We start from the raw sequence: 23,113 nt of genomic DNA, 5'->3' as shown, positions 1-23,113 counted from the left end.
GTCGGTGGGGGTGTCGACGTCGGCGCCGCTGCCGATGTCGGCGCACTCCACGAGGCGCAGGTCCTGGCGGGTTGCCAGCCAGTCTCGCGCTCCCCTGTCGCCCGCCGCTGCCTCGGCGATCTCGGCCCACCAGCGGCGGCCGAGCAGGACCGGGTGGCCCGGCACACCCGCGTACGCCGCCCGCGCGACCGCACTCCAAGTGCTCGACGCCCGCAGCCGGGTCACGACCTCCGGCCCCACCCACGGCAGGTCGACCAGCTGCACGAGCACCGCGTCCACCCCGGGTTCCGCGCCGCGCAACGAGTCGAGTCCCGCGCGAAGCGATGCACCCATGCCCGCGGCCCAGTCGGTCGCCTCGACGGTGATCGTGCCAGCCGGAAGCAGAGCGCGCACCTCGCTCGCTCTGGCCCCGAGCACGACGTGCACGGGATCGCAACCCCCGTCCAGCAGGGTGCGCAGGCCCCGATGCACGAACCGCTCACCACCGGACTCGGCGAGCGCCTTCGGCATGCCGAAGCGGCGCCCCGCCCCCGCGGCGAGCAGCAGTCCTGCGGTACTCACCGCCCGGCCTGCGCCGGGGCGGTGACGGCGAGGTCCGCTTCGATTCTGCGGCAGGCGGCCAGCAACGAAGGGAGGACCTCCTCCCGCACCGCCGCCGGCGTGGTCCGGTTGGCATGGGTCGAGACGTTCACCGCCGCGGTGACCCTGCCATGACGATCACGTACGGGAGCGGCCACCGACCGCAGCCCTTCCTCGAGTTCCTGGTCCACCAGCGAGTACCCCTGTTCCCGCACTCGCACCAGTTCGGCGCGCAGGTCCTCCGGCGCGGTCAGCGTGTGCGACGTGAGCCGGTTCAGCCTGGCCGCCGCGAAGTAGTCGTCGAGGGCATCCTTGGCCAGCCCGGCGAGCAGCACGTGTCCCATCGAGGTGGCATGTGCGGGAAACCGGGTTCCGACGCTGATGCTCACCGTCATGATCCGCGAGACGGCCACCCTGGCGACGTAGACGATGTCCGTGCCGTCCAGCACCGAGACGGAGCAGGATTCGTGCACCTCCGTCGACAACTGCTCCAGGTGTGGCTGGGCGACCTCGGGCAGCGACAGTCCGGACAGGAAGGAGTAGCCGAGCTCGAGCACGCGCGCGGTCAGCGAAAAGTACTTGCCGTCGAAGGAGACGTAGCCGAGGTCGGCGAGGGTGAGCAGGAACCGCCGGGCCGCTGCTCGAGTCAGGCCGGTGGTACGAGCGACGTCGCTGAGGGTCAGCGACTGCGCCCCCGCGCCGAACGCCCGGATCACCGCGAGCCCGCGTTCCAGGGACTGCACGTGGTGCGCTCCGCGCGATTCCGGTGCGGTGTCGTCCATCCCGCCAGCCTATCCGGGTTCGTTCCGGCCGCCGGGCTCACCGGCGTCGGCGAGTTCGGCGAGTGTCCGCTGGGCGACGGCGAACGCGGCGTTCGCCGCGGGCACTCCGGCGTAGACGCCGGTATGCAGCAAAACCTCACCGATCTCGGCCTCGGTCAGTCCATTCCGGACTGCCGCGCGGACGTGCATCGCCAGTTCGTCGTGGCAGTGCAGTGCGGTCAGCACGGAGAGAGTGATACAGCTGCGGGTCCTGCGATCCAGCCCGTCCCGAGTCCACACCGAACCCCAGGCGGACCGGGTGATGTACTCCTGGAACGGTTCGGTGAAGCCGGTGGTGCGGGCGATCGCCCGGTCCACATGCTCGTCGCCGAGCACCTCGCGGCGTACGGCCATCCCGGCCTCGTAACTGTCCTGCTCCGTCATCCGGCCACCTTCAGATGCTCGATAATCAGATCGGCGAACCGCTCCGGCTGTTGCACATTGCCCAGATGCGCTGCGTCCGCCACGATCTCCAGCCGGGCGTCGGGAACGCTCTCGGCGATGCGTCGCCCGTGCTCCGGCGGTGTCGAAGGGTCGTCGGCAGTGGAGATCACCAGCGTCGGCGCGGCGATCCGGGGGAGCTCGCCGACCAGGTCCATGGTCTCGATCGCCGCGCAACACCCCGCGTATCCGACGGGATCGGTCGCCCGGATCATGTCGCCGAACTCCTCGGCCCCGCAGGGGTCGGCGTCCCGCCATGCCGCGGTGAACCAGCGGTCGACGGCGGAGTCGGCCACCGCGGCCATCCCCTTGCTGAGCACGAGTTCCGCGCGCTCGGACCACATACTGCGCGGCTCGATCTCGGCTGAGGTGCAGCACAGGGTCAGGCTTCGTACGCGCTCGGGCCGATTCGCCCCCGCCCACATGCCGACCATGCCGCCGAGCGAGAGACCGACGATATGCGCGGACCCGACGCCCAAACCGTCCAGCAGTGCGAACAGGTCGCCGCTGAGGTCGCCAAGGCCGTACGGCCCCCGCGGCGCCGGTGTGTCCCCGTGGCCCCTGTGGTCGTAGCGCACCACCCGGTACCCGGCCGCGACGAGCGGGGCGACCTGGGGCTGCCACATCCGCAGGTCACTGCCGAGCGACCCGCTGAGCACCACGACCTCGCCGTCCTCCTGGCCTTCGACGACGTGGTTGACCGCTACGGTCATCCTTGCTCCTTTCGCCTGCGATATTCCATCAGCGCGCGCTCGACGAACTCCACCGCGCTGCCGAGATAGCCGGCGGGGTCGAGCAGCCCGGCGATCCGCCCCCGCGACAACTCGGCGCCGACCACCGGGTCGGCCGCCAACAGGTCGATCAGCTCCCCCTCCCCTTCGGCGACACGCCTGCAGCAGGCCGTCACGGCGTCATGTGCCACGAGCCTGCCCACCACCGGCGCGAGTTCGGTGGTGATCCGCTCGGCGAGCATCAGTCCACCGGTCGCGTCGAGATTGCGGCGCATGCGATCGGGATCGACGTGCAGCCGGTGCAGGCTGCGACTCAGCCAGTGCAGCGCCGATCCGCTGCTGCGCAGGAGTTCGGTGAGCGGCCGCCATTCGGCGTGCCAGGCTCCGGCCGCGCGCTGGTGCTCCTGCTCAGCCGAGGCGAGCAGCGTCGCCACCAGGCCGGGGGCCTGCCGCGCACACGCGATCGCGGCCACCGCGGCGACCGGATTCCGCTTGTGCGGCATGGTGGATGAACCGCCACTGCCCGGCGGGCCCTGTTCGACAACCTCCGCGACCTCGGTCTGCGCGAGCAGGGTGACCGTACGGGCGATACCGGACACCGCCGCCGCGACCGTCCCCAGTGCACCCGCGATCCCGGTGATCCGCGTCCGATCGGTGTGCCAGGCAAGCACGGGTTCGGCGAGACCGAGCCTGCGGCTCAGCGCCGAGAGCACGGTGGGCCCATGCGTGCCCAGCGAGGCGAGAGTGCCTGTCGCTCCCCCGAACTGCACTGCGGGACGCAGCTCCCGCAACCCCGCCGCGGCGCGTTCGAGCGCGGTAAGCCAGCCCGCGGCGGCGAAACCGAAAGTGACCGGCAGCGCCTGCTGTCCCAACGTCCGTCCGGACTGGACGGTCGAGGCGTACCGCTCCGCCAGTGCCGCCGCCGAGGCCGAACAAGCCTCGAGATCGGCCAGCAACAAGGTTCGGGCGCGGGTGAACATCAGCATCGCGGCGGAGTCGACGATGTCCTGGCTGGTCGCACCGAGGTGGACGAACCGGCCGGCCTCCGTGCCTGCCCGCTGCGTGATCATCCGAACCAGTGGTGCGGCCGGATTGCCCGCCCCCGAGGCCTGTTCGCCCAGTGCCGCGAGATCGTCGCCGGTCCAGCCCCCGATCCGGCACACCTCGACGACCCGGTCCGCATGCGGCTGCTCGATCAGGCCGGCGTCCGCACAGGCCACGGCGAGTGCGGCCTCGACGTCCAGCAACGCCCGCAACCAGGCCCGGTCGTCGACCTCACCGCGTACGGGACCCGCGGCGAGTACGCCATCGAACAGTCCGGGCGCCTCATGCCCTCCGGTCACCCGACGACCACCTCTCGATGAGATACCTCGCGCAGCTAGACATCGAAGAACACTGTCTCCCCTTCGCCCTGCAGCCGCACGTCGAAGCGGTAGCCGTCCTCGGTACGGGTCGCGACCAGCGTGTCCCGCCGCTGCGGCGGCACCGAGGTGAGCACCTCGTCGGCGGCGTTGGCCGCGGTGTGCTCGGGGAAGTAGATCCGGGTGACGACCCGGTGCAGCAGTCCCCTTGCGAACACGGAGACGTCGATATGCGGCGCCTGTCCTGGCAGCGCACCGGGTACCACGGTCCGGATGCCGTAGGTGCCGTCGTCGTTGGTGGGACAGCGGCCGAATCCCCGGAAACCGTCCGCACGCTCGTTTCGGGGGTCGTCGGGATGATCGAACCGGCCGTGCGGGTCGGCCTGCCAGGTCTCGATCAGCGCGTCCGGCACCGGCGCTCCGGCGCCGTCGAACACGGTGCCCCGGATCCACACAGCACCCTGCGCGTCCGCCTCGGCCACATCGGGGCCGTCTGCCCACGGCAGGCCGAGGCCCAGGTAGGGACCGACCGTCTGCGACGGGGTACTGCCGAGGGTGCTCATTCGTGGGCCTCCTCGAAGACACTGGCCTCGCGGCCGCGCAGCACGATGTCGAACTCGAAAGCCAGCGCCCATTCCGGCTGGGTGCGATCGAGGTCGAAGCGCGACACCATGCGCTGCCTGGCTCGCTCGTCGGGAACGGAGTTGAAGATCGGGTCCTGCGCGAACAACGGATCGTCCGGGAAGTACATCTGGGTGACCAGCCGTTGCGTGAAGGCCGTGCCGAATACCGAGAAGTGGATGTGTGCCGGGCGCCAGGCGTTGTCGTGGTTCTTCCAGGGGTAAGCCCCTGGCTTGATGGTGACGAACTCGTAGCGACCCTCGTTGTCGGTCAGCGCGCGGCCGACGCCCTCGAAGTTCGGATCCACCGGGCAGGGCCAGTTGTCCCATACGTGCTTGTAGCGCCCGCCCGCGTTGGCCTGCCAGATCTCGACCAGCGAGTCGCGCACCGGGCGGCCGTCGCCGTCGAGGAGCCTGCCGTGCACGATGATCCGTTGTCCCTGCGGCTCACCGGCATGTCCCTTGGTGAGGTCGTTGTCCTGGTCGCCGAGGCGTCCGGGCCCGAGTAGCGGGCCGGTGACCTCGGTCAGCTTCTGCGGCAGCAGCACCAGCGGCTGTTTCGGGTGACGCAGGCCGGTGGATCGGTATCCGGGCGAGTTCAGCGGCGGGTGTGTGCCCTCCGGGTCCTTCCGGTACCGCGGCAACCGCAGGTTCGAACCTGTCGTGGTTGTCATTCGGGGAATCTCCTTCGTTCAGGATTCCAGGACGACGGCCAACCCCTGGCCGACGCCGATGCAGATCGCGGCGAGACCCCAGCCGCCACCCCGGCGGCGCAACTCGTGGGCCAGCGAGCCCAGGATCCGCCCACCGGAGGCGCCAAGGGGATGACCGATCGCGATGGCACCGCCATTGACGTTGACGATCGCGGGATCGAGCTTCGGCCATTCGGCCAGACATGCGAGCGACTGCGCCGCGAACGCCTCGTTCAGCTCGACCGCCGCGAGGTCCGCCCAGCCGATTCCCGCGCGCTCCAGCGCGATCTCCGCCGCACGCACCGGTCCGATACCGAAGACGTCCGGGTCGACGCCCGCGGCTCCCCTGCCCGCGATTCTGGCGAGCGGCTGGACGCCGGCCCGCTCGGCCGCCGCGGAGTCACCGAGCAGCACGGCGGAGGCGCCGTCGTTGAGCGGGGACGAGTTGCCCGCGGTCACCGTGCCCTCGGCGCGGAAGGCGGGCTTCAGCTTCGCGAGCTTCTCCGCCGAGGAGTCGGGCCGGATGCCCTCGTCCCGCTCCAGCTCGGTTCCTGGCACCGCGACGACGTGGTCGTCGTAGAACCCGTTGTCCCAGGCCGCGGCGGCGTTGCGGTGGCTGCGCACGGCGAACTCGTCCTGTTCGTCGCGGCCGATGCCGTAGCGCCGCGCCAGCAGCTCGGTGCTCTCCCCGAGCGAGACCGTCCATTTTTCGGGCATCGCGGGGTTGACCATGCGCCAGCCGAGCGTGCTGGAGTACAGCGTCTCGTGCCCGTTCGGGAATGCCTTGCCCGGCTTGGGCAGTACCCACGGCGCCCGGCTCATCGACTCCACCCCGCCCGCCACGACGAGAGAGGCGTCGCCGACGGCGATCGTGCGGCTCGCCTGCATCGCCGCGTCGAGGCCGGAGCCGCAGAGCCGGTTCACGGTGCTCCCGGCGACCGTGGTGGGCCAGCCGGCGAGCAGTGCGGCCATGCGGGCGACGTTGCGGTTGTCCTCTCCCGCACCGTTCGCGTCACCGAGCACGACTTCGTCCACAGCGGACGGATCGAGGTCGGTACGGGCGGCGAGTGCGCCCAGTACGTGCGCGGCGAGGTCGTCGGGGCGAACCCCGGACAGCGCGCCGCCGTAGCGACCGAACGGGGTGCGGACCGCGTCCAGCACGAATACGTCGCCCATCAGGCCTCCTTCAGCGCACGCAGGGCGTGCAGCTCGTCCGTGGTCGGCACCGGGGTTCGGGCCAGGTCGGGGGCGACGACCAGATCCCAGCCGGTGGCTTCCCGCACCTGCTCCACCTCGACGCCGGGATGCAGCTCGGTGAGCACCAGTTCGCGTGTCCGGGGGTCCGGCCGGAACACACCGAGGTCGGTGATCACCAGCGTCGGACCGGCACCGCGCAGACCGAGCCGTTCCCGGTCACCGGCGGCCCTACCGTGCCCGACCGAGGTCACGAAGTCGACCTGCTCCACGAAACTGCGCCTGCTCTGGCGCACGACGACGAACACCTCCCCACAGGAAGCGGCGATCTCCGGCGCCCCACCCGCACCGGGCAGGCGCACCTTGGGCTCGTCGTAGTCGGCGCCGATCACCGTGGTGTTGATGTTGCCGAAGCGATCCAGCTGCGCGGCACCAAGGAAGCCGACATCGATCCGGCCCGGCTGGAGCCAGTAGTTGAACACCTCCGGCACGCTGACCACGGCGTCGGCGGTCTCGGCGAGAATGCCGTCGCCGATCGAGGCGGGCAGCCGCCCCGGTTTGGCGCCGAGCGCACCCGACTCGTACACCAGGACCAGTTCGGGGGCGTGCGTCCGCCGAGCCAGGTTCGCCGCCGTGGACGGCAGACCGATACCGACGAAGCAGCGGCGGTTACCGGTGAGCGCACGGGCGGCCGCGATCGACATCATCTCGTCCGAGCTGTACTCGTTCTCCGACGCACTGTCGCTCATCGCACACCCCCGGCACTCGTCTCGGTCAGCACGTGGTCGTTCAGCCAGCGGGTGAAGGCCTCCCGGTCCCTGCCGATGGCGTCCCAGGCCTCGTAGTACCCGTTGTCCCGCTCGTAGTAGCCCTGCGCGTAGGACGGGTGCGCCCCGTGCGGCACCTCGGCGACACAGGTCAGCGCCCAGCCGGGGAGCACGATTCCGCCCGGAACGGGGGTGAGCTCGTCGACGACCTCTTCGACGGTGACCAGGCTCCGGCGTGCGGCGAGAACCGCCTCCTTCTGCACCCCGGTCAGACCCCAAAGCTGCACGTTGCCGTCCCGGTCGGCGCGCTGGGCATGAATGATCGAGACGTCGGGATTGATCGCGGGCACAGCGGCAAGGCGCTCGCCGGTGAACGGGCAGGTGATCTGCTTGATCGTCGCCGTCTGCGCGGGCAGGTCGGTACCGGCGTAGCCGCGCAGCACTGCGAACGGCAGCCCGGAGGCACCGGCGACGTAGCGGTTGGCCATTCCCGCGTGACTGTGCTCCTCGATCTCCAGCGGCACCGGCCAGGAGTGCTGCACCGCGTCGCGGAAGCGGTGCAGGGAGCCCACACCCGGATTACCACCCCAGGAGAACACCAGCTTGCGCGCGCAGCCCGCGCCGATGAGCTGGTCGTAGACGATGTCGGGCGTCATTCGCACCAGAGTCAGGTCCCTGCGCTCCTGGCGAATGATCTCGTGGCTCGCCGCCACCGGGATCAGATGCGTGAAGCCCTCCAGCGCCACGGTGTCACCGTCACGCACCAGCCGGGCCACCCCCTCGGCCAGCGACACGATCTCTGCCATCCACACACCTCATTCACATCACGCACGTTCGCATCACGCACACACGTTCTACATAAGAACATATCTCCCGCGAGTGCGGCAGTCAACGGATCCCTCCGCTGTGGCCAGGGCCACCCGATCGGATTGATCGCAATTAGGGTGACCCTGACTGCATCGCATGGCGAAGGAGCGCGGATGACTCATGCCCCACACCGGATCGTCGTGACCCGGCGGATCGCCGAGCCCGCACTGGCGCTGTTGCGCGAGGTCGGCCAGGTGGACCTGCCCCAGCCGGATCGCGGGCTGACCGAGGCCGAACTGCACGAAGTGGTCGCGGGCGCGGACGCCCTCGTGAGCACCCTGCAGGACCGGATCGACACGCGCGTGGTCGAGGCAGCTGGTCCCGGTCTCCGGGTGATCGCCACGGTCGCGGTCGGCTACGACAACATCGACGTCGACGCGGTCACCGGCAGGGACGTACTCGTGACGAACACCCCCGGAGTGCTCACCGACGCCACGGCCGATCTCACCCTGGGACTCCTGCTCGCGGTGACCCGGAGGATCGGCGAGGGCGAGCGACTGGTGCGCGAGCAGCGGCCGTGGGAGTTCAGCCTGGACTTCATGCTCGGCGCGGGCCTGCAGGGGCGCACTTTCGGCGTCGTGGGGCTGGGCCAGATCGGCCGCGCCGCGGCCCGGCGGGCGAAAGCATTCGGCATGGAGATCGCCTACACCGGCCGCCGCAGGGCCGCGGAGGAGGTCGAAGCCGAACTCGGCGCGCGCTTCCTGCCGATGACCGAACTGCTCGGCAGTGCCGACGTGGTGTCCCTGCACTGCCCACTGACCCCGCAGACCCGCCACCTGATCGACGCGGACGCCCTCGCCGCCATGAAACCGGGTGCTTTTCTGCTCAACACCACCCGCGGCGCGGTCGGCGACGAGGGCGCGCTGGCCGGCGCGCTGTCCGACGGCGTCATCGCCGGGGCCGGACTGGACGTCTTCGAGGAGGAGCCACACGTGCATCCCGGGCTGCTGGAACTGGACAACGTCGTACTCACACCACACCTCGGTTCGGCCACGGTGGAGACCAGGACCGAGATGGCCCTGCTCGCCGCACGCAACGTGGCCGCGGTACTCACCGGCGAACCCGCGCTGACCCCGGTGCGGACGAAGGTGGCCTCATGAAGACGGCGCTGCGGGTAGTGGTGGCCCCGGACAAGTTCAAGGGCAGCCTGACCGCCGTCGAGGCCGCACGGGCGATCGGCGAGGGGGTGCGCGATGTCGCAGGCGACGCCGAGGTGCGCGAGTGTCCGGTGGCCGACGGCGGCGAGGGCACGCTGGACGTCTTGCTCGCCGCGGGCGGAACCAGGGTCGACGTGCGGGTGCGCGGTCCGCTCGACGCACCGGTGGACGCCTGGTACGTGCTGCTCGACGGCACCGCGTACGTCGAGTCGGCACGGGCCTGTGGGATCGAGCACGTCGAGCCCACGCCCGGTGTCGCGCTGGCGGCACACACGTACGGCGTCGGTGAGCTGATGGCGCACGCGCTCGACAACGGGGCTCGCCGGATCGTGCTCACCGTCGGCGGCACCGCGAGCACCGACGGCGGCGCCGGAATGCTGCTGGCGCTCGGCGCGGTCCTGCTCGACGACGACGGCAAGCCAGTGGGGCTCGGCGGGGGCGCGCTGGACGCCGTACGCACCGTCGATCTCGCTCCGGTGCGGCAGCGACTGGGGCCGGCGCAGGTCGGCGTCGCCACTGACGTGACGAACCCACTACTCGGCACCGAGGGCGCGGCCCCCGTGTTCGGCCCGCAAAAAGGCGCGGGCCCCGACGAGGTCGAGTCGCTCGCGAGGGCACTCACCTCATGGTCTGATGCCCTTGTCCGCTCCGGCTGCGCGCCGTTCGCGGACATCGCGGGTGGCGGCGCGGGCGGTGGAGTCGCCGCAGGAGCGCTCGCCGGTCTCGGCGCCAGCATCGAGTCCGGCTTCGACCTCGTGGTCGACCTGACCGGCGTACTGGACGCACTGGAAGGCGCGGACCTGGTGATCACCGGGGAAGGATCGCTGGACCGGCAGAGTCTGGCCGGAAAGGCTCCGGCCGGGATCGCAGCGCGGGCGGGGCAGCGGAACATTCCGGTTCTCGCCGTCGCGGGCCGGGTGCAACTGGAACACGCCGAGCTCGTGGCCGCGGGAATCGCGGACAGCAGAGCACTGATCGAGCATGCTCCCTCGCTGGAGCACGCGACCAGGAACGCTTATCCGCTGTTGCGGGAGCAGACAGCGGAACTGGTGCGGTCCTGGCTCGACCGCTGATCGTGCGCAGCTGCGCGGGCCGCCGGTCGTCGACCGGCGGCCCGCCCCTATCACTGCGGGGTCGGCTCCCCGTCGCCCTGCTGCATCACGGCGAAGTTGAGCTGGCCCTCGTCGTCCTGCTGGACATCGAGCACCTTGTCGTCGAGGAAATCGGCGGCCTGTGGCTCGAGAAAGACTTTGGCCCCGTTCTCGGTACCGAGAACCTGGTCACCCTCCTCGGGAGCCGGGGCGACGGACAGCGCCAGCTGGGCTCCCGCCTCCTGTTCGGCCTGGACCGCGAAACGCAGTCCGGCGCTCTCCTGCTGCGCCGTCAATGCGCTGATCGCCTCGGCGGCGGCGTCGGTCATGGCAAGCATGTTCGACCTTCCCTTCGGTCGCGGTCGTTGCGCTCTGCCACCCCCACGGTAGGGGTGATCGGGGTAGCCCGCGCGCAGCGGGCTGATCAACTCACCGTCCTCGCAGGTCAGGCGAGACGGTCAGTGCTCGACCGGCGGAATCGTGCGCGAGCTGGTTGATCCACAGCAGCCCGTGCACAACCGCGTTCGACTTCGCGACGGGATCGCGGTCGCCGGCCACGAGGTCCACCTGGTCCACGACGTCCGCGGCGGCACCGTTGAGGGCCGCGAGCACGGCGCGCAGCATCGCCCGCAATGCGGGATCGACCTCGTCGACCTCGACTCCGGCGCCCTGGTCGTCGGAAAGGTCGGCCACGAAGACCTCCCTCGGATGCGATCCGCGCGGCGCCGGGATGGACTCGACCGTATGCCCGACCAGTTCGAGCAACAGTGGCCGGAGCAGGTGCCGCTGCGGGGCGTACTTGCCCACCAGCCTGCCGATCAGTACCGCCAGCGTGCTCAGGTCCTGGGACCGGGCCAATGTCAGCATCCGCTCGGCCAGGTCACGGACCTCCCGGACCTCGTTCGGGGATGTGGTCATCGAAAGCTCCCATGCCGGTCGCGCCCTCACGTCGCTATGCTCCCTGCCGATCGGCGACGGGCAACCGTCCGGGTTCCCGCAGGGTCGGGGCGCGAAACCCGACAGGCCGCTTACGGTGGACACCGAGAGGCGACAGATGACCGCGACGAGCAAGCAGCAGGCGAACCGGACGGCGATCACCCGCCGGGCATTGGGACCCGAACTGCTGATGACCTTGCTGGACTACGTGCGGTCGGAGGTCGGCGGCTGCGTCGGCGCGGGCCTGCACACCACCGCCAACGGCGGCGGTCCCCTCGCCGTCACCGGACTGGCGACGGCGATCGACGCCCTGCAGTGGGAACTCCACGAGGGACCGGTACCCAGGGCAGCCACCGCACAGCGGTCGGCCGCCTCCGCCGACCTCGCCACGGACCAGCGCTGGCCGTCGCTCGCGACGAAGATCACGGCACTGGACGAGCGCCCGGAACAGCTCGCCGCCGTCGCGGTGGCCGGCAGCTGGGACGACGAGGGGCCGGTGGTGCTCAGCATCTACCTCGACCACGAGGCGACCGCCGACGACCTGCGTGTCATCGAGCGCATCGAGCCCATGATGGCGATGTCGGCCGCGCTCGTGGAGTTCTCCGCGGACGAGACGGTCCGTGGAGATCAGCTCGTGGCGATGGTCGAGCACCGGCGGGTGATCGAGCAGGCCAAGGGCATGGTCATGGCCGTCCGCAGGTGTGACGCGGAGAACGCGTTCACCTCGCTGGTCGTCGCCAGCCAGCACTTCAACGTGAAACTGCGCGATCTGGCGGTGGCGCTGGTCGAGTTCGTCGGCCAGGCACCGGCCGAGCAGGCCGCCGTGGAAGCACTGGACCGCGAGTCCGGGCTCGCCGATCCCGGCGAGCCCGCCAGGCGGGCCGCCCAGCTGACCTGGGCGGCACTGGAGGCGGACCAGGGCAAGGCAGCCACCTAGCGAAGCGAACCCCAAATCGCGCTTTCCCGGGAAAGCGCGAGGTGTCTCGACCCCCGCCCCTGGTCACGCGCCCCCGTAGGTGCCGCTTTCCCGGGAAAGTGCGTTACGTGCGTGTGCAGGTACCGCGCTTTCCCGGGAAAGTGCGAGGTGGGCTAAGGGCGGGCGGGCTTATTCCGGCTCGGGCGGGGTTCGGATGGCTTCGGCCACGGAACCGCCGGCCTCGTCCGCTGCCCTGCCCTCGGCGACGGCGTAAGAAGACAGCTCGTCGGTCGCGTCGGAAGGGACTTCCCGGTCTGTGTCGTCCACGGCACGTGCCGGATCGTCGATGGACTCGTCCAGTTGATCCGCCGGTGTGGCGGCGACCGGCCGTTCCGGCACCTCGGCCGGCTGCACGTCGGGCTGTTCCTCCTGTACCCGCTCCTCGAGGCTCTCGCGCTGCTGCTGTTCGAAATGGGTCATGCCGAATCGGTCGACGGCGGTCCAGTGCTCGGGCGGCTCCACACCCGCCTCGAGCGGATCCAGCTGCATCCGGTCCTCATCCAGCCCCTCGCTGCTGCTCAGCGCGTTCGGATCGGTCTCAACCGCATCCGGGTCGTGTGCATCGTCGCGGTCGCCCACAGTTGCTCCCGGCAGTCGTTGTTCGGCCTCTCGTTCTCGTCACCGAAGTACCCGGCCCTGCCCATCCACAAACGGGGCAAGCTGTCCACCCACCCGGGGGAGCAGGTTGCCCGCAGTCGTCCTCGTCACTACCGTGAAGAACGAGGTTGAGCAACCAGCCGGCGGAGCGGGATCCCCCGTCCAGCGCAGGCGGCTCCCACAGACATATCAGGGACTTCGAAGATCCCGCTCCGGTAAAGCACATTCGCAGATCGGCGAAGCCGGAGGAGCACAACTCGTGCAAACCATCGAACAGATCGACCAGCAGAACACCGCTTTCCGCTCAAATGACCTGACAGTGGCAACGGAGACCGTGGAGCCGGGGGTTGTGGTCGTCCATGTCAGGGGCGAGGTCGACGTTCGTTCCGCCGACGCGCTGCGTCAGTGCCTCGACACGGCCGTGCAGAGCCGTGATCGCCTAGTCGTCGACTTCACCGAGGTCACGTTCCTCGCCACAGTGGGGCTCACCTGCCTGATCGAGCTCTCCGAGGCGACCGCACGCGCCGAACTCCCGTGGACACTCGCCACCGACGTGCGACCCGTACTGCGCGCCCTCGAACTCACGGGATGCCTCGAGCGGATGACCGTGCGGCCCACATTGGAGGCGGCCACCCAAGCCGTGCTCGCGATGTGATCCAAGTGCACATCAGGCAGGTCGCCGACGTCACACGACCGGGTAGGTTCTCTAGCTTCACAACTTTGTGAAAGGTATGTAGGTTACCGGTCATGTCCACCGCGATACCGGTAACAGGCGACGACCTGACCGGTCCTGCGCGGCCCAGGCACCGCGACTTCGGCAGGCATGCGGGGTGGTACCTGGTCGCGGGCGGAGCCACGACCGCACTGCAGGCCGGGCTCTTTCTCGTTCTCCGCACCCCGTTCGGTTCGTACTCGGCCAACCTGGTCGCGATCGCGCTAACAACGCTGGTCAACACGGAGTTTCATCGCAGGGTGACCTTCGCCGGTTCGCCTGCCCCCGCCCGGCGGCGGTACCTGCAGGCGGTGCTCACCTTCCTGTTCTACGCGGGTTACGGCTCCTTGGTGCTGCTGACCCTGCGTTCCGCGGTCAGCGAGCCCAGCAGCATGCTGGAGACCTCCGTGCTCGTGGGGACCAGCATGCTCGGCGGAGCGTGTCGCTTCTTCCTGCTACGGCTGTGGGTGTTCGCGACCCGCTGACGGTGGTCCGCGCAGGTTCCGCCGAACGCTGCTCAGCACGACCTCTACACTCCTCCCGTAGGAGGTGTTGTGGCCGAGCACGAGGAGACCGAACCGGACTACCGGTTCACACTGGCCAATGAACGCACGTTCCTCGCGTGGATCCGCACCTCGCTGGGGCTGGTGGCCGGCGGGGTCGCCGTCCACCAGTTGGTGCCCGGACTGGCGGTGTATGGCGCACGAACCGCGCTTGCCGCACTCTGCCTGGCACTCGCGGCCGTTCTCGCGGCTTCCAGCTATCCCCGGTGGCGCAGGGCACAGCAGGCGATGCGGCGCGGCGAACCGCTACCCAGGAGCCGGATGCTGCTGGTGGTAACCGTGGGGGTGCTGCTGATCACCGCATTCGCCGCGGCGCTGGTGATCATCGGATGACCGAACCCCCGGTCGCTCCCGACGGCCTGCAGCCCGCGCGAACGAGGCTCGCGTGGCAGCGAACGGCGCTCGCGGCCGCGGCATGTTCGCTGTTGCTTTTCCACAGCGCGGCTCAGCGCAACTGGGACAGCACGGCGATACCCGCAGCGCTGGCGGCGATCACCGCCGCCGTGCTGGCCGTCGCGGGCCGCTACCGGGATCGGCAGCTGCGCACCGCGGCACTACCCGCGCCAGCCGAGCGCTCGCTGATCGCCGGAGTCACCGCACTCGTCGCGTTCACCGCCGTCATCACCCTGGTCTCGTTGCTGTAGCACCGGCTCTCGGCCGGCGCCGGCCCGCCACGTTCACCGGCGCAGACGGGTGAGACCGGCGATAGGCCATGTCGCTGTGCCGCTCCCGTAGGGAGTTCGCTATCTTTAGCCAAGATCTATAGCGGTTGAGCAACCAGCCGCAGCGCGCCAGGCACACCGGCACAGCCGAAGGAGCCTGGCGTTCGCGCGAAGCGAGAGGCTGCGTACTGGGCCGGCCGCCGGTTCCGCGGTGGCTGCTGCCGCCGGGCCGCCTCTCGTTCGCGCGCTTTTCGCGCCTGCCGACCGAGGGGAGCCTCCATGCCCGACCACCCGCCGTACCCGTTTGCCCTAACCGGTCAGCCCGGCTGAGCGCGGCGGTTCGTCACGTGGGCTACACCACGACCGGTGACCAGGATGGTCCCGTCGCCGAAGAACCGAGCGCGCGCGTCTCGGAGCTGCAGCAGGAACTCAGCGGTCTCAGACGGGCGCTACGCACCCGTGCCACGATCGAACAGGCCATGGGCGTGCTGATCGTGGCGCACCGCTGCTCGCCGCAGCAAGCCTTCCGGATTCTCGTCCGGCTGTCCCAGCAGCACAACGTCAAGCTCTACAAGGTGGCGCAGATCCTGGTCCGGCTCGCGGCGCGGGTGGAACTCGAACACCTCGAACCCCTGCTTCGCCGCGCGGCACAGAACAACGGACCGGTGGGGGCCGCCGACGACTTGCCGCCCGAACCGGACTCCGAACTCATCGAGTCGGCGCGCAAGCTCGCGACGGCCACCGAGGGGAACGTGCCGGCGAACAGCGCTCTCGTCGAGCTCTACCAGGCTCTCGTCAAGCGCGGATGGGTGCCGCCATACGAGGTACTCAGCCGACTGCCGGACCGTCCGGAGTAGGTGTGGTTGGGCCGGGCCCGCCGACGTGCGGTACGAAATCCTCAGCTAGGCGGCGGGGAGTTGCCTCCGCCTGCGGATCGCGTCCCGCCGCTCCTGCTCGTCGAGCCCGCCCCAGACCCCGAACGGTTCTTGTGCGGTCAGCGCGTGATGCCGGCACTCCACGATCACCCGGCAGCTCCGGCACACCTGTTTGGCCCGCTTTACCCGGTCGGAGCGCGCGAACCCGCGCTCCCCGTCGGGGTGAAAGAACACCGAACTGTCGAGATTGCGGCAGTTGCCGAGGCGCTGCCATTCCCACGTCTCCGCCACGGGAACCGGCAGTCTTGACGTTTCGGTCATCCTGGTCACCTCCGCGACTCTTGGCTCGTCCGCGGTAGATACCCCGGACCGGCCCCATCCACACCTGTCCGCGGTAACGGTTCAGCAGCCGCGCCAGCTCAGCGGCGTACGCCCGCCCGCAGAAACTGCCGGTGTGGTTCGTGCAACTCCCCGGTCGCGACGATCTGCCTGCCGAACGGCAGGGACAGCAGCCAGTCGGCAGCGATACGTGCCTTGCGATGCACGGTGGGCATGGTCGCGAGGTGGTAGAGGCGGTGTAGTGCCCAGGCAGGCGCGCCCCTGAGCTTGACGCCGTAGATCTCGGCAACTCCCCGATACAACCCGAGGCTGGCCACCGAGCCCGCGTAGCTGTGCCGGTAGTTTCCCTGGTCGCCACCACGCAGTTCGGCCAGGACGTTCTTGACCAGCTGCTTCGCCTGCCTGGTCGCGTGCTGCGCCGACGGCGCGCAGACGGCGTCCGGCGAGTCACTGGTCAGGTCGGGCACCGCCGCGGAATCGCCTGCCGAGAACACTCCCGGCACGCCCTCGACGCGCAGTGCCGCCGTGCAGCGCACCCTGCCGCGCTCGTCCAGTGGCAGGTCGGTGTCGGCCAGCATCGGGTTCGGCTTCACCCCGGCCGTCCACACGATCGTGCCCGCTTCGAATTTGACACCGTTGCCCAGCACCACATGTGAGTCCTCACAGGATTTGAGTGTGGTACCGAGATAGTTCTCGAAGCCGCGCTCGGCGAGCCGGTCCAACGTGTAGTGCGCCAGCGGGAGGCTCACTTCCGGCATGATGCGATCCGCCGCCTCGACCAGCACCCAGCGCATGTCGTCGGGGCTCACGCCCACATAGTTCCGCGCGGCTTGGCGGGCGAGATCCTCCAGTTCGGCCATGGCCTCCACCCCGGCGTACCCGCCACCGACGAACACGAACGTCAGCAGGGTTCTGCGCAGGTCCGGGTCCAGGGTGCTGGCCGCCGCGTCGAGCCGGGACAGAACGTGGTTACGCAGGTAGATGGCCTCCTCGAGCGTTTTGAAGCCCACGGCGTGCTCGGTGAGTCCGGGGATCGGCAGTGTCTTCGACACCGATCCCGGTGCGACCACGAGGATGTCGTAGCTCAGCTGCTCGACATGGCCGTCGGCGACGCGCAGGGTGACCGACTTACGTGCGCTCTCGATGCCGATCACCTCACCGGACATCACCTGACATCCGGCCAGTACCTCCCGCAAGGGGACGACGACGTGACGCGGTTCGACCGATCCGGCCGCCGCCTCGGCGAGAAACGGCTGGTAGGTCATGTAGGACCGGGGATCGATGACGATGAGCTTGGCCTCGTCGGGGCTCAATGCGGCACGCAACCTGCGTGCGGCGGTCATCCCCACGTATCCCCCACCAACCACGACGATGCGAGTGGGTTCGGCGTCATTCGGTGCGTTCGTGGCCTGCGACTGGCTCGAAGTCACCGGCGATCACTCCTCCCGGTACTCGTCCTCGTCGTGCACGACGGCGGGCGCCTGCTCGGCGACGTCTCCCGGGTCCGCCTCCAACGGCACCTCGACACCGGGGTCGTCCTCGTCGTCGACCACCGGATGCCGCTGCTCCTGGACGTCCAACTCTGGCTGAAGGTCGTGTACGGGATCCATGCCGGAGTTGTACCCACGCCACTGGACGCTCAATCCCCGTGTCGCTCCAGCCAGCCGAGGATCTCCGCGGACACCAGCTCAGGAACCTCCAGCGGGGTGAGGTGCCCGGCACGGGGCAGCATCGAGAACTCGGCGGCGGGCATCGACTCGGCCAGCTCCCTGGCGGCATCCGGCGGTGTGAGGGAGTCCTGCTCCCCCACGATCACCAATGCGGGCACGTCCGTTTCGCGGAGCAGTCGCGTGGAGTCCGGCCGTGCGGCCATGGCGCGCTGCGCCCAGGCGATCCCCTCGGGTCGCTGCGATTCCGCCAGGTCCCGCACCGTCTCCACGATGTCGGGGCGGCCTTCGCGAGTCTGCTCGCCCAGCAGCTTCGGCATCATCGCCTCGGCGAGCCAGCCCGTGCTCGCCTCCCGCTCGGCCCGTTCGGCCACGGTGAGCCGATTGTTCCGGGCCTCCTCGTCGTCGGCCGTTGCCTTCGTGTCGACGAGGATCAGCCCGCCGACACGTTCGGGCGCCGCACGGAGCACGGCCATGGTCACGTAGCCGCCCATCGAGCAGCCACCCAGCACCACGCGGTCGAGTTCGAGCTTGTCCAGCATCGCCAGTACGTCCTTGGCCGCCAGGTCCAGGCTCGGTTCGTGCTCGGAGTCGGGCAGCGGTGTGCGCCCGAGGCCGCGCTGGTCGGGCGTGATCAGCCGCCTGCGGGCGGCCAGCGGCTCGCGAACGGGATTCCACATCCGGGCGTCGACGGGGAACGCGTGCAGGAGTACCAGTGGGAGCTCAGCCATGCTCCGCATTCTGTCGGACCGTGGCGCTAGTTTCAGACCATGGCCCTGGCCCCTGCGGAGATCCGCACTCAGCGGCTGCTCCTGCGCTGGATGAGCGATGCGGACGTGCCCGCCCTCGTTCGCATCCATGCCGATCCCGAGACCAACCGGCACAACCCGCGCGGACCGACGGAGGAGCGGTCCCGCGAACTCATCGCGGGCTTTCAACGACACTGGAAGGTCCACGGTTTCGGGTACTGGACGGTCCGGGAGGCGGTAACGGGAACTGTCATCGGCGCGGGTGGTGTGCAGACCAAGGAGCACGACGGGGAGCGGGTGCTCAACCTGTACTACCGGCTCGCGCCACGGTATTGGGGCCAGGGATTCGCGTCCGAGATGGCCGCGGCGGCCGTGGAGTGGGCGGAACGGGAGATTCCGGACCGGCCCGTGGTGATCGTGACCGATGTGGACAACGCACAGGCGCAGCGGGTGGCGGAGAAGCTGGGCTTCCGCGAGCACAAACGGGGACCGTACGGCGGCGCCGACGCGGTGTACTACCGCCGACGGTGATTCGTCGGGCCACGGCGTGCGCGGGCCTGCCAGCACCCACGATGCCAATGCCTGCGATCGGAGACGGAACCGGTCTCGTCCGCGGGCCAGACAACGACGTGGGGCGTTCCGGGGCGGATCTCGTGGTCGCAACCGGGGCAGCGGTAGAACTTGGTGGCCTGCGCACCAGGCACGCTGCGAACCAGCCAGTCACCGTCGGGTCCCGATTCGGCCCGCGCCCACCCCGTGGCCGCCCCGACGGGAGGCGGGACAGCGGGCCTGCCGCGGTGCGGATGGTTACGTCGGGGCACCCGACCACGGTAGAAGAACCATGAACGGCCGCGACAAGCCGGCCCAAGGATGTCCCAATGCCACATTGGGGACGTTGGAGTTCCCCAATGTGGCATTCGGGACGTTGAAGTTCCCCAATGTGGCATTGGGGACATCACACCACCCACCCGCAGCGCCCGGCCCAGGCTTCGGCCCGCTGAGTGATCTCCGCGATGAGCGGCCCCTTGGCCTCGGCGTAGGCGTTCATGTCGGCCCAGTCCGCACGGGCGAGCTCCGTCTTGAGTCGTTCGTACTCGTTCCGGTCGCGCTCGTCCTGGCGCAGCCAGTCCCGGAACAGCAGATGCGTGCGCTCCCAGTCGCTACCGGACGAGCAGAGATGGACGTGTACGTCTCGTTCCGGAGTGCGGACCAGCCGGTGGCCAGGCTCACGAACACGTAGGCGATACCCGGCGGCGAGCAACGGGCCGAGGTAGGCAGTCTCATCGTGCACGTCGGGAACACTGACGTCGATGTCGACGATCGGTTTGGCGGCCAGCCCCGGAACGGAGGTCGATCCCACGTGATCGACCCGCAGCGCCAGCGCGCCGAGGGCCGCGACGATCCGCCGCCGCTCCAATTCGAACCGCTCGGGCCACCGTGGGTCATAGGCCACGATACGAATCTCGCGCTTCTCCAGTCCGCCAATCAACTCGACCACGTCGGGGCCTCCAACCTCAGCCGAGGGCCAGTGCCAGCGGGACCAACTGCTCCGCGGTGGTCAGTGAGCCGTGTTGCCCGATAAGGGACGACTCCATCGGCTCCTCGTCGCAGCGCAGCACACCGGAGCGACCCCGAGCCGCCGCGACGACGTCACCGATCCTTGCCCGGACGTGGTCGGCCAGCACCGGCCCGAACCAGCCCGCCTCGATCGCCTGTTCCCGGCTCCCCACCCAGGCCCGGTCACCGAGTACCGACTGCCAGGCCGCGAGGACATCTGGCTGCGCACCGGCCTCGACGTAGACATGGCGGGCCCTGACCTCACCGCCCAGCGCACGCACACCGGCCAGCAGCCCGGGCGTGGAGTCCGCGTCGACGATCGTGTCGTCGAGCGCCACCATGCCGTGATCGGCGACCACGGCGAGCAGCGCACCGGACGGCAGATTGTCCACAAGGGACTCGACGAGCCGGTCGACCTGCCGCAGCTGCATGCGCCACGCCATCGAGCCCGGTCCGTGCAGATGGCCGAGCATGTCCAGTTCGCTGTGGTAGGCGTAGCAGAAACCGTTCGGCGACCTGAGCGAATCAAGTGCACCGGCCGCGAGATCGCCGAGTGCGTGTACCCCGTGGTAGCGCCCGCCGCGGAACACGGCCTTGGTCAATGGCGTCCCGGCGAACTTGGCCGCCGACACCACCCGGACGTCGAGCCCCGCGGCGGCTGCCCTGGCGAAAGTCGTCGGCACCGGCTGGACCTCCTCCGGCGGGGCGGCGCCACGCAGGTCCTCGCCGCCGGGGTGGGCGCACCAGCGCAGGGCGTTGAGCACTCCGGCACCCGGCACCTCGAAGGAATAACCCACCATGCCGTGCTCACCCGAAGGCAGCCCGGTACCGATCGCGGCGAGCCCTGCGGCGGTGGTGGCCGGATAGCCCACCCGCATCGGACGCCCACGCAGCGCGGTCAGCACCGGTGCGTCGGCGGCATGTTCGTCGAGCAGCTCCCAGCCCAGGCCGTCGATCAGCAGCACGCAAGCGCTGTTGGCGCCCGGCATGTCGAGGGTGTCGGCGAACCCGGGAACGCCGAGTGTCGCCAGCAGTGAGGGCACCACCTGGGCCAGGTGCGGCAACCGGTCATCGGGAGTCGGCAGGTCGTTCACGGCAACAGCTTCCCACCGCGCCGGGCAGCGGCGATAATCGGTTTCATGCCCACCTACGCATACCGGTGCCGCGAGTGCACCGGGACCTTCGAGCTGAACCGCCCGATGAGCGAGTCCGGCGAACCCGCGATCTGCCCCGGCGGTCACGCGGACACGGTGAAACTGCTGACCACGGTCGCGCTGACCGGAGCGGCAGGTGGCAGCGCCCCCGCACCCGCCGCGAGCGGCGGCGGATGCTGTGGGGGCGGCTGCTGCGGCTGAGGTGGCGCGGCTCAGCCCCGGGTGTAGTCCTTGAACCCCTTGCCGGTCTTGCGGCCGAGCCTGCCGGCGGTCACCAGGTGCTCCAGCAGCGGCGCCGGAGCGAACCCGGCCTCGCGGAACTCGTTGTACAAGGTGCGCTGGATGGCCAGTGACACGTCGAGCCCGACGACGTCCAGCAGCTCGAACGGACCCATCGGCAGCCCGCAGCCGACCTTCATCGCCGTGTCGATGTCGTCGGCCTCGGCGTAGTGGGCCTCGAGCATCTTCACCGCGTCGTTCAGGTAGGGAAAGAGCAGCGCGTTCACGATGAATCCGGCCCTGTCCCCGCAGTGCACGGGATGCTTGCCGATCGCCGTGCACAGCGCGTGTCCCGTGGCGAGCACGTCAGGCGTGGTGGCGATTGTGGACACCACCTCCACCAGCTTCATCACCGGCGCCGGGTTGAAGAAATGCAGGCCGAGCACGTCGCCCGGGCGGGAGGTGGCCGCGGCGCACTCGATCACCGGGAGCGAAGAGGTCGTGGTGGCCAGGATCGTGCCCGGCTTCACCACCTCGTCCAGCGCGGCGAAGACGGCCTGTTTGACCGCGAGGTCCTCAGCCACAGCCTCGACCACGAGGTCGACGTGTGCGAGTTCGTCGAACTCCACCGCGGGTGAGATCCGGCCGAGCGCCGCAGCGGCGTCCTCTTCGGACAGCCTGCCCTTGACCACCGACTTGTCGAGCGACTTCTTCACTCGCGCGATCGAGGCAGCTGCCTTCTCGGCACTACGCGCGCGCAGCACGACGTCGTACCCACGCTTGACAAACACCTCCACGATGCCGATGGCCATCGTGCCGGTCCCGATCACTCCGACCTTGTGCACGGGCCGAGCCGTCGCCATGTCCGGAATGGACGATTCGGCAGCCGTCGAGTCCGCCACGACCGTGGGCGAATCAGGAGCGTCGTACGTGTAGAAGCCACGGCCGGTCTTGCGGCCCAACAGCCCCGCGGTGATCATTTGTTTCAGCAGCGGTGCCGGAGCGTGCAACCGATTGCGCGACTGGTGATACATCGTGTCGAGAATCTCGTACGCGGTGTCGAGCCCGATCAGGTCCAGCAGCGCGAGCGGGCCCATCGGGTAACCACAGCCGAACCGCATGGCCGCGTCCAGGTCCTCACGAGTGGCGTAGCGCTGCTCGTACATACGGACGGCATGGTTGAGATAGCCGAACAGCAGCGCGTTGGCGATGAACCCGGCACGGTCACCGATCACCACGGGCTCCTTGCCCAGTCGCTCGGCGAAGGCCACCACGTCGGTGACGACGTCGGGTTCGGTCATCACCGTGCGCACCACCTCGATCAGCTTCAGCACGGGAGCCGGGTTGAAGAAGTGCATCCCGACGACCTTGCCGGGCCGCGAAGTGTGCACGCCGATCTCGGTGATCGACAGCGAGGAGGTGTTGGAAGCCAGGACCGTGTCCGGTCCGGTGATCTTGTCCAGCTGGGCGAACACCTCCGCCTTGAGTTCCAGACTCTCCGGAACTGCCTCCACCACCAGGTCCACCTCGGCGAGATCGGCGAGCGCGGTCGTGTAGCTGATCCGCCCGTGCAGGTCGGCATGCTCCCGCTCGTCCAGCTTGCCCTTCTCCAGCGCTCGCTCGGTGGAGTGCTCGATATGCCCGCGCCCCCGACGCACCCCTTCGTCGTCGACCTCGACGGCGACCACGGAGAGACCGCTACGGGCGAGGACCTCGGCGATTCCGGCTCCCATCGTGCCGAGTCCGACCACTCCCACCCTGCTGATTTCCCGCGCCACGGCCGACC

31 protein-coding genes are annotated in these 23,113 nt (G+C 69.6%); 10 read left to right on the top strand and 21 right to left on the bottom strand.

The genetic code is table 11. The annotated features are described in order from the left end of the window. From D0C15_RS20510 to D0C15_RS20465, 10 genes are all read right to left on the bottom strand, one after another. Window positions 1-561 (bottom strand): nucleotidyltransferase family protein (locus D0C15_RS20510; RefSeq protein WP_162830169.1); only part of this gene is annotated, 561 nt, incomplete at its 3' end. Continuing rightward, the gene (locus D0C15_RS20505) at window positions 558-1,361 is read right to left on the bottom strand and encodes an IclR family transcriptional regulator (protein WP_116047996.1); all 804 of its coding nucleotides are present in this window, start codon (window positions 1,359-1,361) and stop codon (window positions 558-560) included. The genes D0C15_RS20510 and D0C15_RS20505, both read right to left, overlap by 4 nt. Window positions 1,362-1,370: 9 nt before the next feature. Next, a complete protein-coding gene (gene pcaC / locus D0C15_RS20500) occupies window positions 1,371-1,784 on the bottom strand; it encodes a 4-carboxymuconolactone decarboxylase (RefSeq protein WP_116047993.1) in 414 nt (137 codons plus the stop codon). After that, the gene (gene pcaD / locus D0C15_RS20495) at window positions 1,781-2,554 is read right to left on the bottom strand and encodes a 3-oxoadipate enol-lactonase (protein ID WP_116047991.1); all 774 of its coding nucleotides are present in this window, start codon (window positions 2,552-2,554) and stop codon (window positions 1,781-1,783) included. The genes pcaC and pcaD overlap by 4 nt, the downstream gene beginning before the upstream one ends. Continuing rightward, window positions 2,551-3,915 (bottom strand): class-II fumarase/aspartase family protein, encoded by a 1,365-nt coding sequence (locus tag D0C15_RS20490; protein ID WP_245976050.1) that lies wholly within the window; start codon window positions 3,913-3,915, stop codon window positions 2,551-2,553. The genes pcaD and D0C15_RS20490 overlap by 4 nt, the downstream gene beginning before the upstream one ends. A gap of 35 nt (window positions 3,916-3,950) precedes the next feature. Then, complete coding sequence (gene pcaG, locus D0C15_RS20485) at window positions 3,951-4,496, bottom strand: protocatechuate 3,4-dioxygenase subunit alpha (RefSeq protein ID WP_116047989.1); 546 nt, start codon at window positions 4,494-4,496, stop codon at window positions 3,951-3,953. After that, window positions 4,493-5,227 (bottom strand): protocatechuate 3,4-dioxygenase subunit beta, encoded by a 735-nt coding sequence (pcaH, locus tag D0C15_RS20480; protein WP_116047986.1) that lies wholly within the window; start codon window positions 5,225-5,227, stop codon window positions 4,493-4,495. Before pcaH ends, pcaG begins: the two co-directional genes overlap by 4 nt. An 18-nt stretch (window positions 5,228-5,245) precedes the next feature. After that, window positions 5,246-6,421 (bottom strand): thiolase family protein, encoded by a 1,176-nt coding sequence (locus D0C15_RS20475; protein WP_116047984.1) that lies wholly within the window; start codon window positions 6,419-6,421, stop codon window positions 5,246-5,248. Further along, window positions 6,421-7,188, bottom strand: coding sequence for a CoA-transferase subunit beta (locus D0C15_RS20470; RefSeq protein ID WP_116047981.1), 768 nt, complete (start codon window positions 7,186-7,188; stop codon window positions 6,421-6,423). The genes D0C15_RS20475 and D0C15_RS20470 overlap by 1 nt, the downstream gene beginning before the upstream one ends. After that, window positions 7,185-8,012 (bottom strand): CoA transferase subunit A, encoded by an 828-nt coding sequence (locus tag D0C15_RS20465; RefSeq protein ID WP_116047978.1) that lies wholly within the window; start codon window positions 8,010-8,012, stop codon window positions 7,185-7,187. The genes D0C15_RS20470 and D0C15_RS20465 overlap by 4 nt, the downstream gene beginning before the upstream one ends. A gap of 174 nt (window positions 8,013-8,186) precedes the next feature. Between D0C15_RS20465 and D0C15_RS20460 the strand changes: the two genes are divergently transcribed. Both D0C15_RS20460 and D0C15_RS20455 read left to right on the top strand, forming a co-directional pair. Continuing rightward, a complete protein-coding gene (locus D0C15_RS20460; RefSeq protein ID WP_116047976.1) occupies window positions 8,187-9,173 on the top strand; it encodes a 2-hydroxyacid dehydrogenase in 987 nt (328 codons plus the stop codon). Beyond that, the gene (locus D0C15_RS20455) at window positions 9,170-10,303 is read left to right on the top strand and encodes a glycerate kinase (protein WP_116047973.1); all 1,134 of its coding nucleotides are present in this window, start codon (window positions 9,170-9,172) and stop codon (window positions 10,301-10,303) included. Before D0C15_RS20460 ends, D0C15_RS20455 begins: the two co-directional genes overlap by 4 nt. 50 nt (window positions 10,304-10,353) lie before the next feature. On the opposite strand, the gene D0C15_RS20450 is transcribed toward D0C15_RS20455, so the two are convergent. Together D0C15_RS20450 and D0C15_RS34220 are read right to left on the bottom strand one after the other, a co-directional pair. Next, a complete protein-coding gene (locus tag D0C15_RS20450; protein ID WP_116047970.1) occupies window positions 10,354-10,659 on the bottom strand; it encodes a HesB/IscA family protein in 306 nt (101 codons plus the stop codon). 91 nt (window positions 10,660-10,750) lie between these two features. Then, window positions 10,751-11,239, bottom strand: a complete 489-nt coding sequence (locus D0C15_RS34220) for a hypothetical protein (protein ID WP_162830168.1) — start codon at window positions 11,237-11,239, stop codon at window positions 10,751-10,753. Between the two features lie 136 nt (window positions 11,240-11,375). On the opposite strand from D0C15_RS34220, the gene D0C15_RS20440 reads away from it, so the two are divergent. Further along, window positions 11,376-12,194, top strand: coding sequence for an ANTAR domain-containing protein (locus tag D0C15_RS20440; RefSeq protein WP_162830167.1), 819 nt, complete (start codon window positions 11,376-11,378; stop codon window positions 12,192-12,194). A 168-nt stretch (window positions 12,195-12,362) separates the two neighbouring features. Here the strand turns inward: D0C15_RS20440 and D0C15_RS20435 are convergent, their stop codons facing one another. Further along, entirely contained in the window at window positions 12,363-12,812 is a 450-nt protein-coding gene (locus D0C15_RS20435) for a hypothetical protein (protein ID WP_211323274.1), read from the bottom strand. 277 nt (window positions 12,813-13,089) lie between these two features. Between D0C15_RS20435 and D0C15_RS34215 the strand changes: the two genes are divergently transcribed. The 5 genes from D0C15_RS34215 (at window position 13,090) to D0C15_RS20410 (ending at window position 15,624) form a co-directional block, all read left to right on the top strand. Continuing rightward, window positions 13,090-13,485 (top strand): STAS domain-containing protein, encoded by a 396-nt coding sequence (locus D0C15_RS34215; protein WP_162830166.1) that lies wholly within the window; start codon window positions 13,090-13,092, stop codon window positions 13,483-13,485. A gap of 92 nt (window positions 13,486-13,577) precedes the next feature. After that, window positions 13,578-14,027, top strand: coding sequence for a GtrA family protein (locus tag D0C15_RS20425; RefSeq protein ID WP_116047961.1), 450 nt, complete (start codon window positions 13,578-13,580; stop codon window positions 14,025-14,027). A 69-nt stretch (window positions 14,028-14,096) separates the two neighbouring features. Beyond that, complete coding sequence (locus tag D0C15_RS20420) at window positions 14,097-14,438, top strand: YidH family protein (RefSeq protein WP_116047959.1); 342 nt, start codon at window positions 14,097-14,099, stop codon at window positions 14,436-14,438. Continuing rightward, window positions 14,435-14,749 (top strand): DUF202 domain-containing protein, encoded by a 315-nt coding sequence (locus D0C15_RS20415; protein WP_116047956.1) that lies wholly within the window; start codon window positions 14,435-14,437, stop codon window positions 14,747-14,749. The genes D0C15_RS20420 and D0C15_RS20415 overlap by 4 nt, the downstream gene beginning before the upstream one ends. 365 nt (window positions 14,750-15,114) lie before the next feature. Further along, a complete protein-coding gene (locus D0C15_RS20410) occupies window positions 15,115-15,624 on the top strand; it encodes an ANTAR domain-containing protein (RefSeq protein ID WP_116047954.1) in 510 nt (169 codons plus the stop codon). 45 nt (window positions 15,625-15,669) lie between these two features. Here the strand turns inward: D0C15_RS20410 and D0C15_RS20405 are convergent, their stop codons facing one another. The 4 genes from D0C15_RS20405 to D0C15_RS20395 form a co-directional block, all read right to left on the bottom strand. Then, window positions 15,670-15,963 carry a WhiB family transcriptional regulator gene (locus D0C15_RS20405; RefSeq protein WP_116047952.1) on the bottom strand — a complete coding sequence of 98 codons (294 nt, stop codon included), beginning with the start codon at window positions 15,961-15,963 and terminating at the stop codon, window positions 15,670-15,672. A gap of 98 nt (window positions 15,964-16,061) precedes the next feature. Continuing rightward, window positions 16,062-17,411 carry an NAD(P)/FAD-dependent oxidoreductase gene (locus tag D0C15_RS20400; RefSeq protein ID WP_281270721.1) on the bottom strand — a complete coding sequence of 450 codons (1,350 nt, stop codon included), beginning with the start codon at window positions 17,409-17,411 and terminating at the stop codon, window positions 16,062-16,064. A 6-nt stretch (window positions 17,412-17,417) separates the two neighbouring features. After that, entirely contained in the window at window positions 17,418-17,591 is a 174-nt protein-coding gene (locus D0C15_RS34545) for a hypothetical protein (protein ID WP_170161351.1), read from the bottom strand. A 29-nt stretch (window positions 17,592-17,620) separates the two neighbouring features. Beyond that, a complete protein-coding gene (locus D0C15_RS20395; RefSeq protein WP_116047950.1) occupies window positions 17,621-18,379 on the bottom strand; it encodes an alpha/beta fold hydrolase in 759 nt (252 codons plus the stop codon). A 39-nt stretch (window positions 18,380-18,418) separates the two neighbouring features. On the opposite strand from D0C15_RS20395, the gene D0C15_RS20390 reads away from it, so the two are divergent. Beyond that, complete coding sequence (locus D0C15_RS20390; RefSeq protein ID WP_116047948.1) at window positions 18,419-18,928, top strand: GNAT family N-acetyltransferase; 510 nt, start codon at window positions 18,419-18,421, stop codon at window positions 18,926-18,928. Here the strand turns inward: D0C15_RS20390 and D0C15_RS35120 are convergent. The 3 genes from D0C15_RS35120 to D0C15_RS20375 all read right to left on the bottom strand — a co-directional run bounded on the left by D0C15_RS35120 (window position 18,913) and on the right by D0C15_RS20375 (window position 21,048). Further along, window positions 18,913-19,218: a hypothetical protein gene (locus D0C15_RS35120; RefSeq protein ID WP_116047946.1), complete on the bottom strand. Its 306-nt coding sequence runs from the start codon at window positions 19,216-19,218 to the stop codon at window positions 18,913-18,915. The two genes, D0C15_RS20390 and D0C15_RS35120, sit on opposite strands and share 16 nt — an antisense overlap. A gap of 134 nt (window positions 19,219-19,352) precedes the next feature. Beyond that, the gene (locus D0C15_RS20380; RefSeq protein ID WP_116047944.1) at window positions 19,353-19,895 is read right to left on the bottom strand and encodes a GrpB family protein; all 543 of its coding nucleotides are present in this window, start codon (window positions 19,893-19,895) and stop codon (window positions 19,353-19,355) included. A 16-nt stretch (window positions 19,896-19,911) separates the two neighbouring features. Next, window positions 19,912-21,048 (bottom strand): alkaline phosphatase family protein, encoded by a 1,137-nt coding sequence (locus D0C15_RS20375; protein ID WP_245976048.1) that lies wholly within the window; start codon window positions 21,046-21,048, stop codon window positions 19,912-19,914. A gap of 45 nt (window positions 21,049-21,093) precedes the next feature. Between D0C15_RS20375 and D0C15_RS20370 the strand changes: the two genes are divergently transcribed. Then, on the top strand, window positions 21,094-21,309 hold the full coding sequence (locus D0C15_RS20370; protein ID WP_116047942.1) for an FmdB family zinc ribbon protein: 216 nt from the start codon (window positions 21,094-21,096) through the stop codon (window positions 21,307-21,309). An 11-nt stretch (window positions 21,310-21,320) separates the two neighbouring features. Here D0C15_RS20370 and D0C15_RS20365 read toward each other — a convergent pair whose 3' ends face one another. Then, window positions 21,321-23,105, bottom strand: a complete 1,785-nt coding sequence (locus tag D0C15_RS20365) for a 3-hydroxyacyl-CoA dehydrogenase family protein (protein WP_116047939.1) — start codon at window positions 23,103-23,105, stop codon at window positions 21,321-21,323. Window positions 23,106-23,113: the final 8 nt, after the last annotated feature.

The sequence above is a fragment of the Amycolatopsis palatopharyngis genome, assembly GCF_003385185.1.
Lineage (GTDB): Bacteria > Actinomycetota > Actinomycetes > Mycobacteriales > Pseudonocardiaceae > Amycolatopsis > Amycolatopsis palatopharyngis.
The sequence above is the reverse complement of the archived record's forward strand: the minus strand, read 5'-3'. Positions and strand labels throughout refer to the sequence as shown.

Bases quoted from the DNA above. Each gene is read 5' to 3' on its own strand.
- D0C15_RS20405 (WP_116047952.1), bottom strand. From the start codon at position 15,963: ATGACCGAAACGTCAAGACTGCCGGTTCCCGTGGCGGAGACGTGGGAA.
- D0C15_RS20475 (WP_116047984.1), bottom strand. From the start codon at position 6,421: ATGGGCGACGTATTCGTGCTGGACGCGGTCCGCACCCCGTTCGGTCGC.
- D0C15_RS20505 (WP_116047996.1), bottom strand. From the start codon at position 1,361: ATGGACGACACCGCACCGGAATCGCGCGGAGCGCACCACGTGCAGTCC.
- D0C15_RS20415 (WP_116047956.1), top strand. From the start codon at position 14,435: ATGACCGAACCCCCGGTCGCTCCCGACGGCCTGCAGCCCGCGCGAACG.
- D0C15_RS20460 (WP_116047976.1), top strand. From the start codon at position 8,187: ATGACTCATGCCCCACACCGGATCGTCGTGACCCGGCGGATCGCCGAG.
- D0C15_RS20450 (WP_116047970.1), bottom strand. From the start codon at position 10,659: ATGCTTGCCATGACCGACGCCGCCGCCGAGGCGATCAGCGCATTGACG.
- D0C15_RS20425 (WP_116047961.1), top strand. From the start codon at position 13,578: ATGTCCACCGCGATACCGGTAACAGGCGACGACCTGACCGGTCCTGCG.
- D0C15_RS20395 (WP_116047950.1), bottom strand. From the start codon at position 18,379: ATGGCTGAGCTCCCACTGGTACTCCTGCACGCGTTCCCCGTCGACGCC.
- D0C15_RS20390 (WP_116047948.1), top strand. From the start codon at position 18,419: ATGGCCCTGGCCCCTGCGGAGATCCGCACTCAGCGGCTGCTCCTGCGC.
- D0C15_RS34545 (WP_170161351.1), bottom strand. From the start codon at position 17,591: ATGGATCCCGTACACGACCTTCAGCCAGAGTTGGACGTCCAGGAGCAG.
- pcaD (WP_116047991.1), bottom strand. From the start codon at position 2,554: ATGACCGTAGCGGTCAACCACGTCGTCGAAGGCCAGGAGGACGGCGAG.
- D0C15_RS20455 (WP_116047973.1), top strand. From the start codon at position 9,170: ATGAAGACGGCGCTGCGGGTAGTGGTGGCCCCGGACAAGTTCAAGGGC.
- D0C15_RS20470 (WP_116047981.1), bottom strand. From the start codon at position 7,188: ATGAGCGACAGTGCGTCGGAGAACGAGTACAGCTCGGACGAGATGATG.
- D0C15_RS20440 (WP_162830167.1), top strand. From the start codon at position 11,376: ATGACCGCGACGAGCAAGCAGCAGGCGAACCGGACGGCGATCACCCGC.
- D0C15_RS20370 (WP_116047942.1), top strand. From the start codon at position 21,094: ATGCCCACCTACGCATACCGGTGCCGCGAGTGCACCGGGACCTTCGAG.
- pcaH (WP_116047986.1), bottom strand. From the start codon at position 5,227: ATGACAACCACGACAGGTTCGAACCTGCGGTTGCCGCGGTACCGGAAG.
- pcaC (WP_116047993.1), bottom strand. From the start codon at position 1,784: ATGACGGAGCAGGACAGTTACGAGGCCGGGATGGCCGTACGCCGCGAG.
- D0C15_RS34220 (WP_162830168.1), bottom strand. From the start codon at position 11,239: ATGACCACATCCCCGAACGAGGTCCGGGAGGTCCGTGACCTGGCCGAG.
- pcaG (WP_116047989.1), bottom strand. From the start codon at position 4,496: ATGAGCACCCTCGGCAGTACCCCGTCGCAGACGGTCGGTCCCTACCTG.
- D0C15_RS20465 (WP_116047978.1), bottom strand. From the start codon at position 8,012: ATGGCAGAGATCGTGTCGCTGGCCGAGGGGGTGGCCCGGCTGGTGCGT.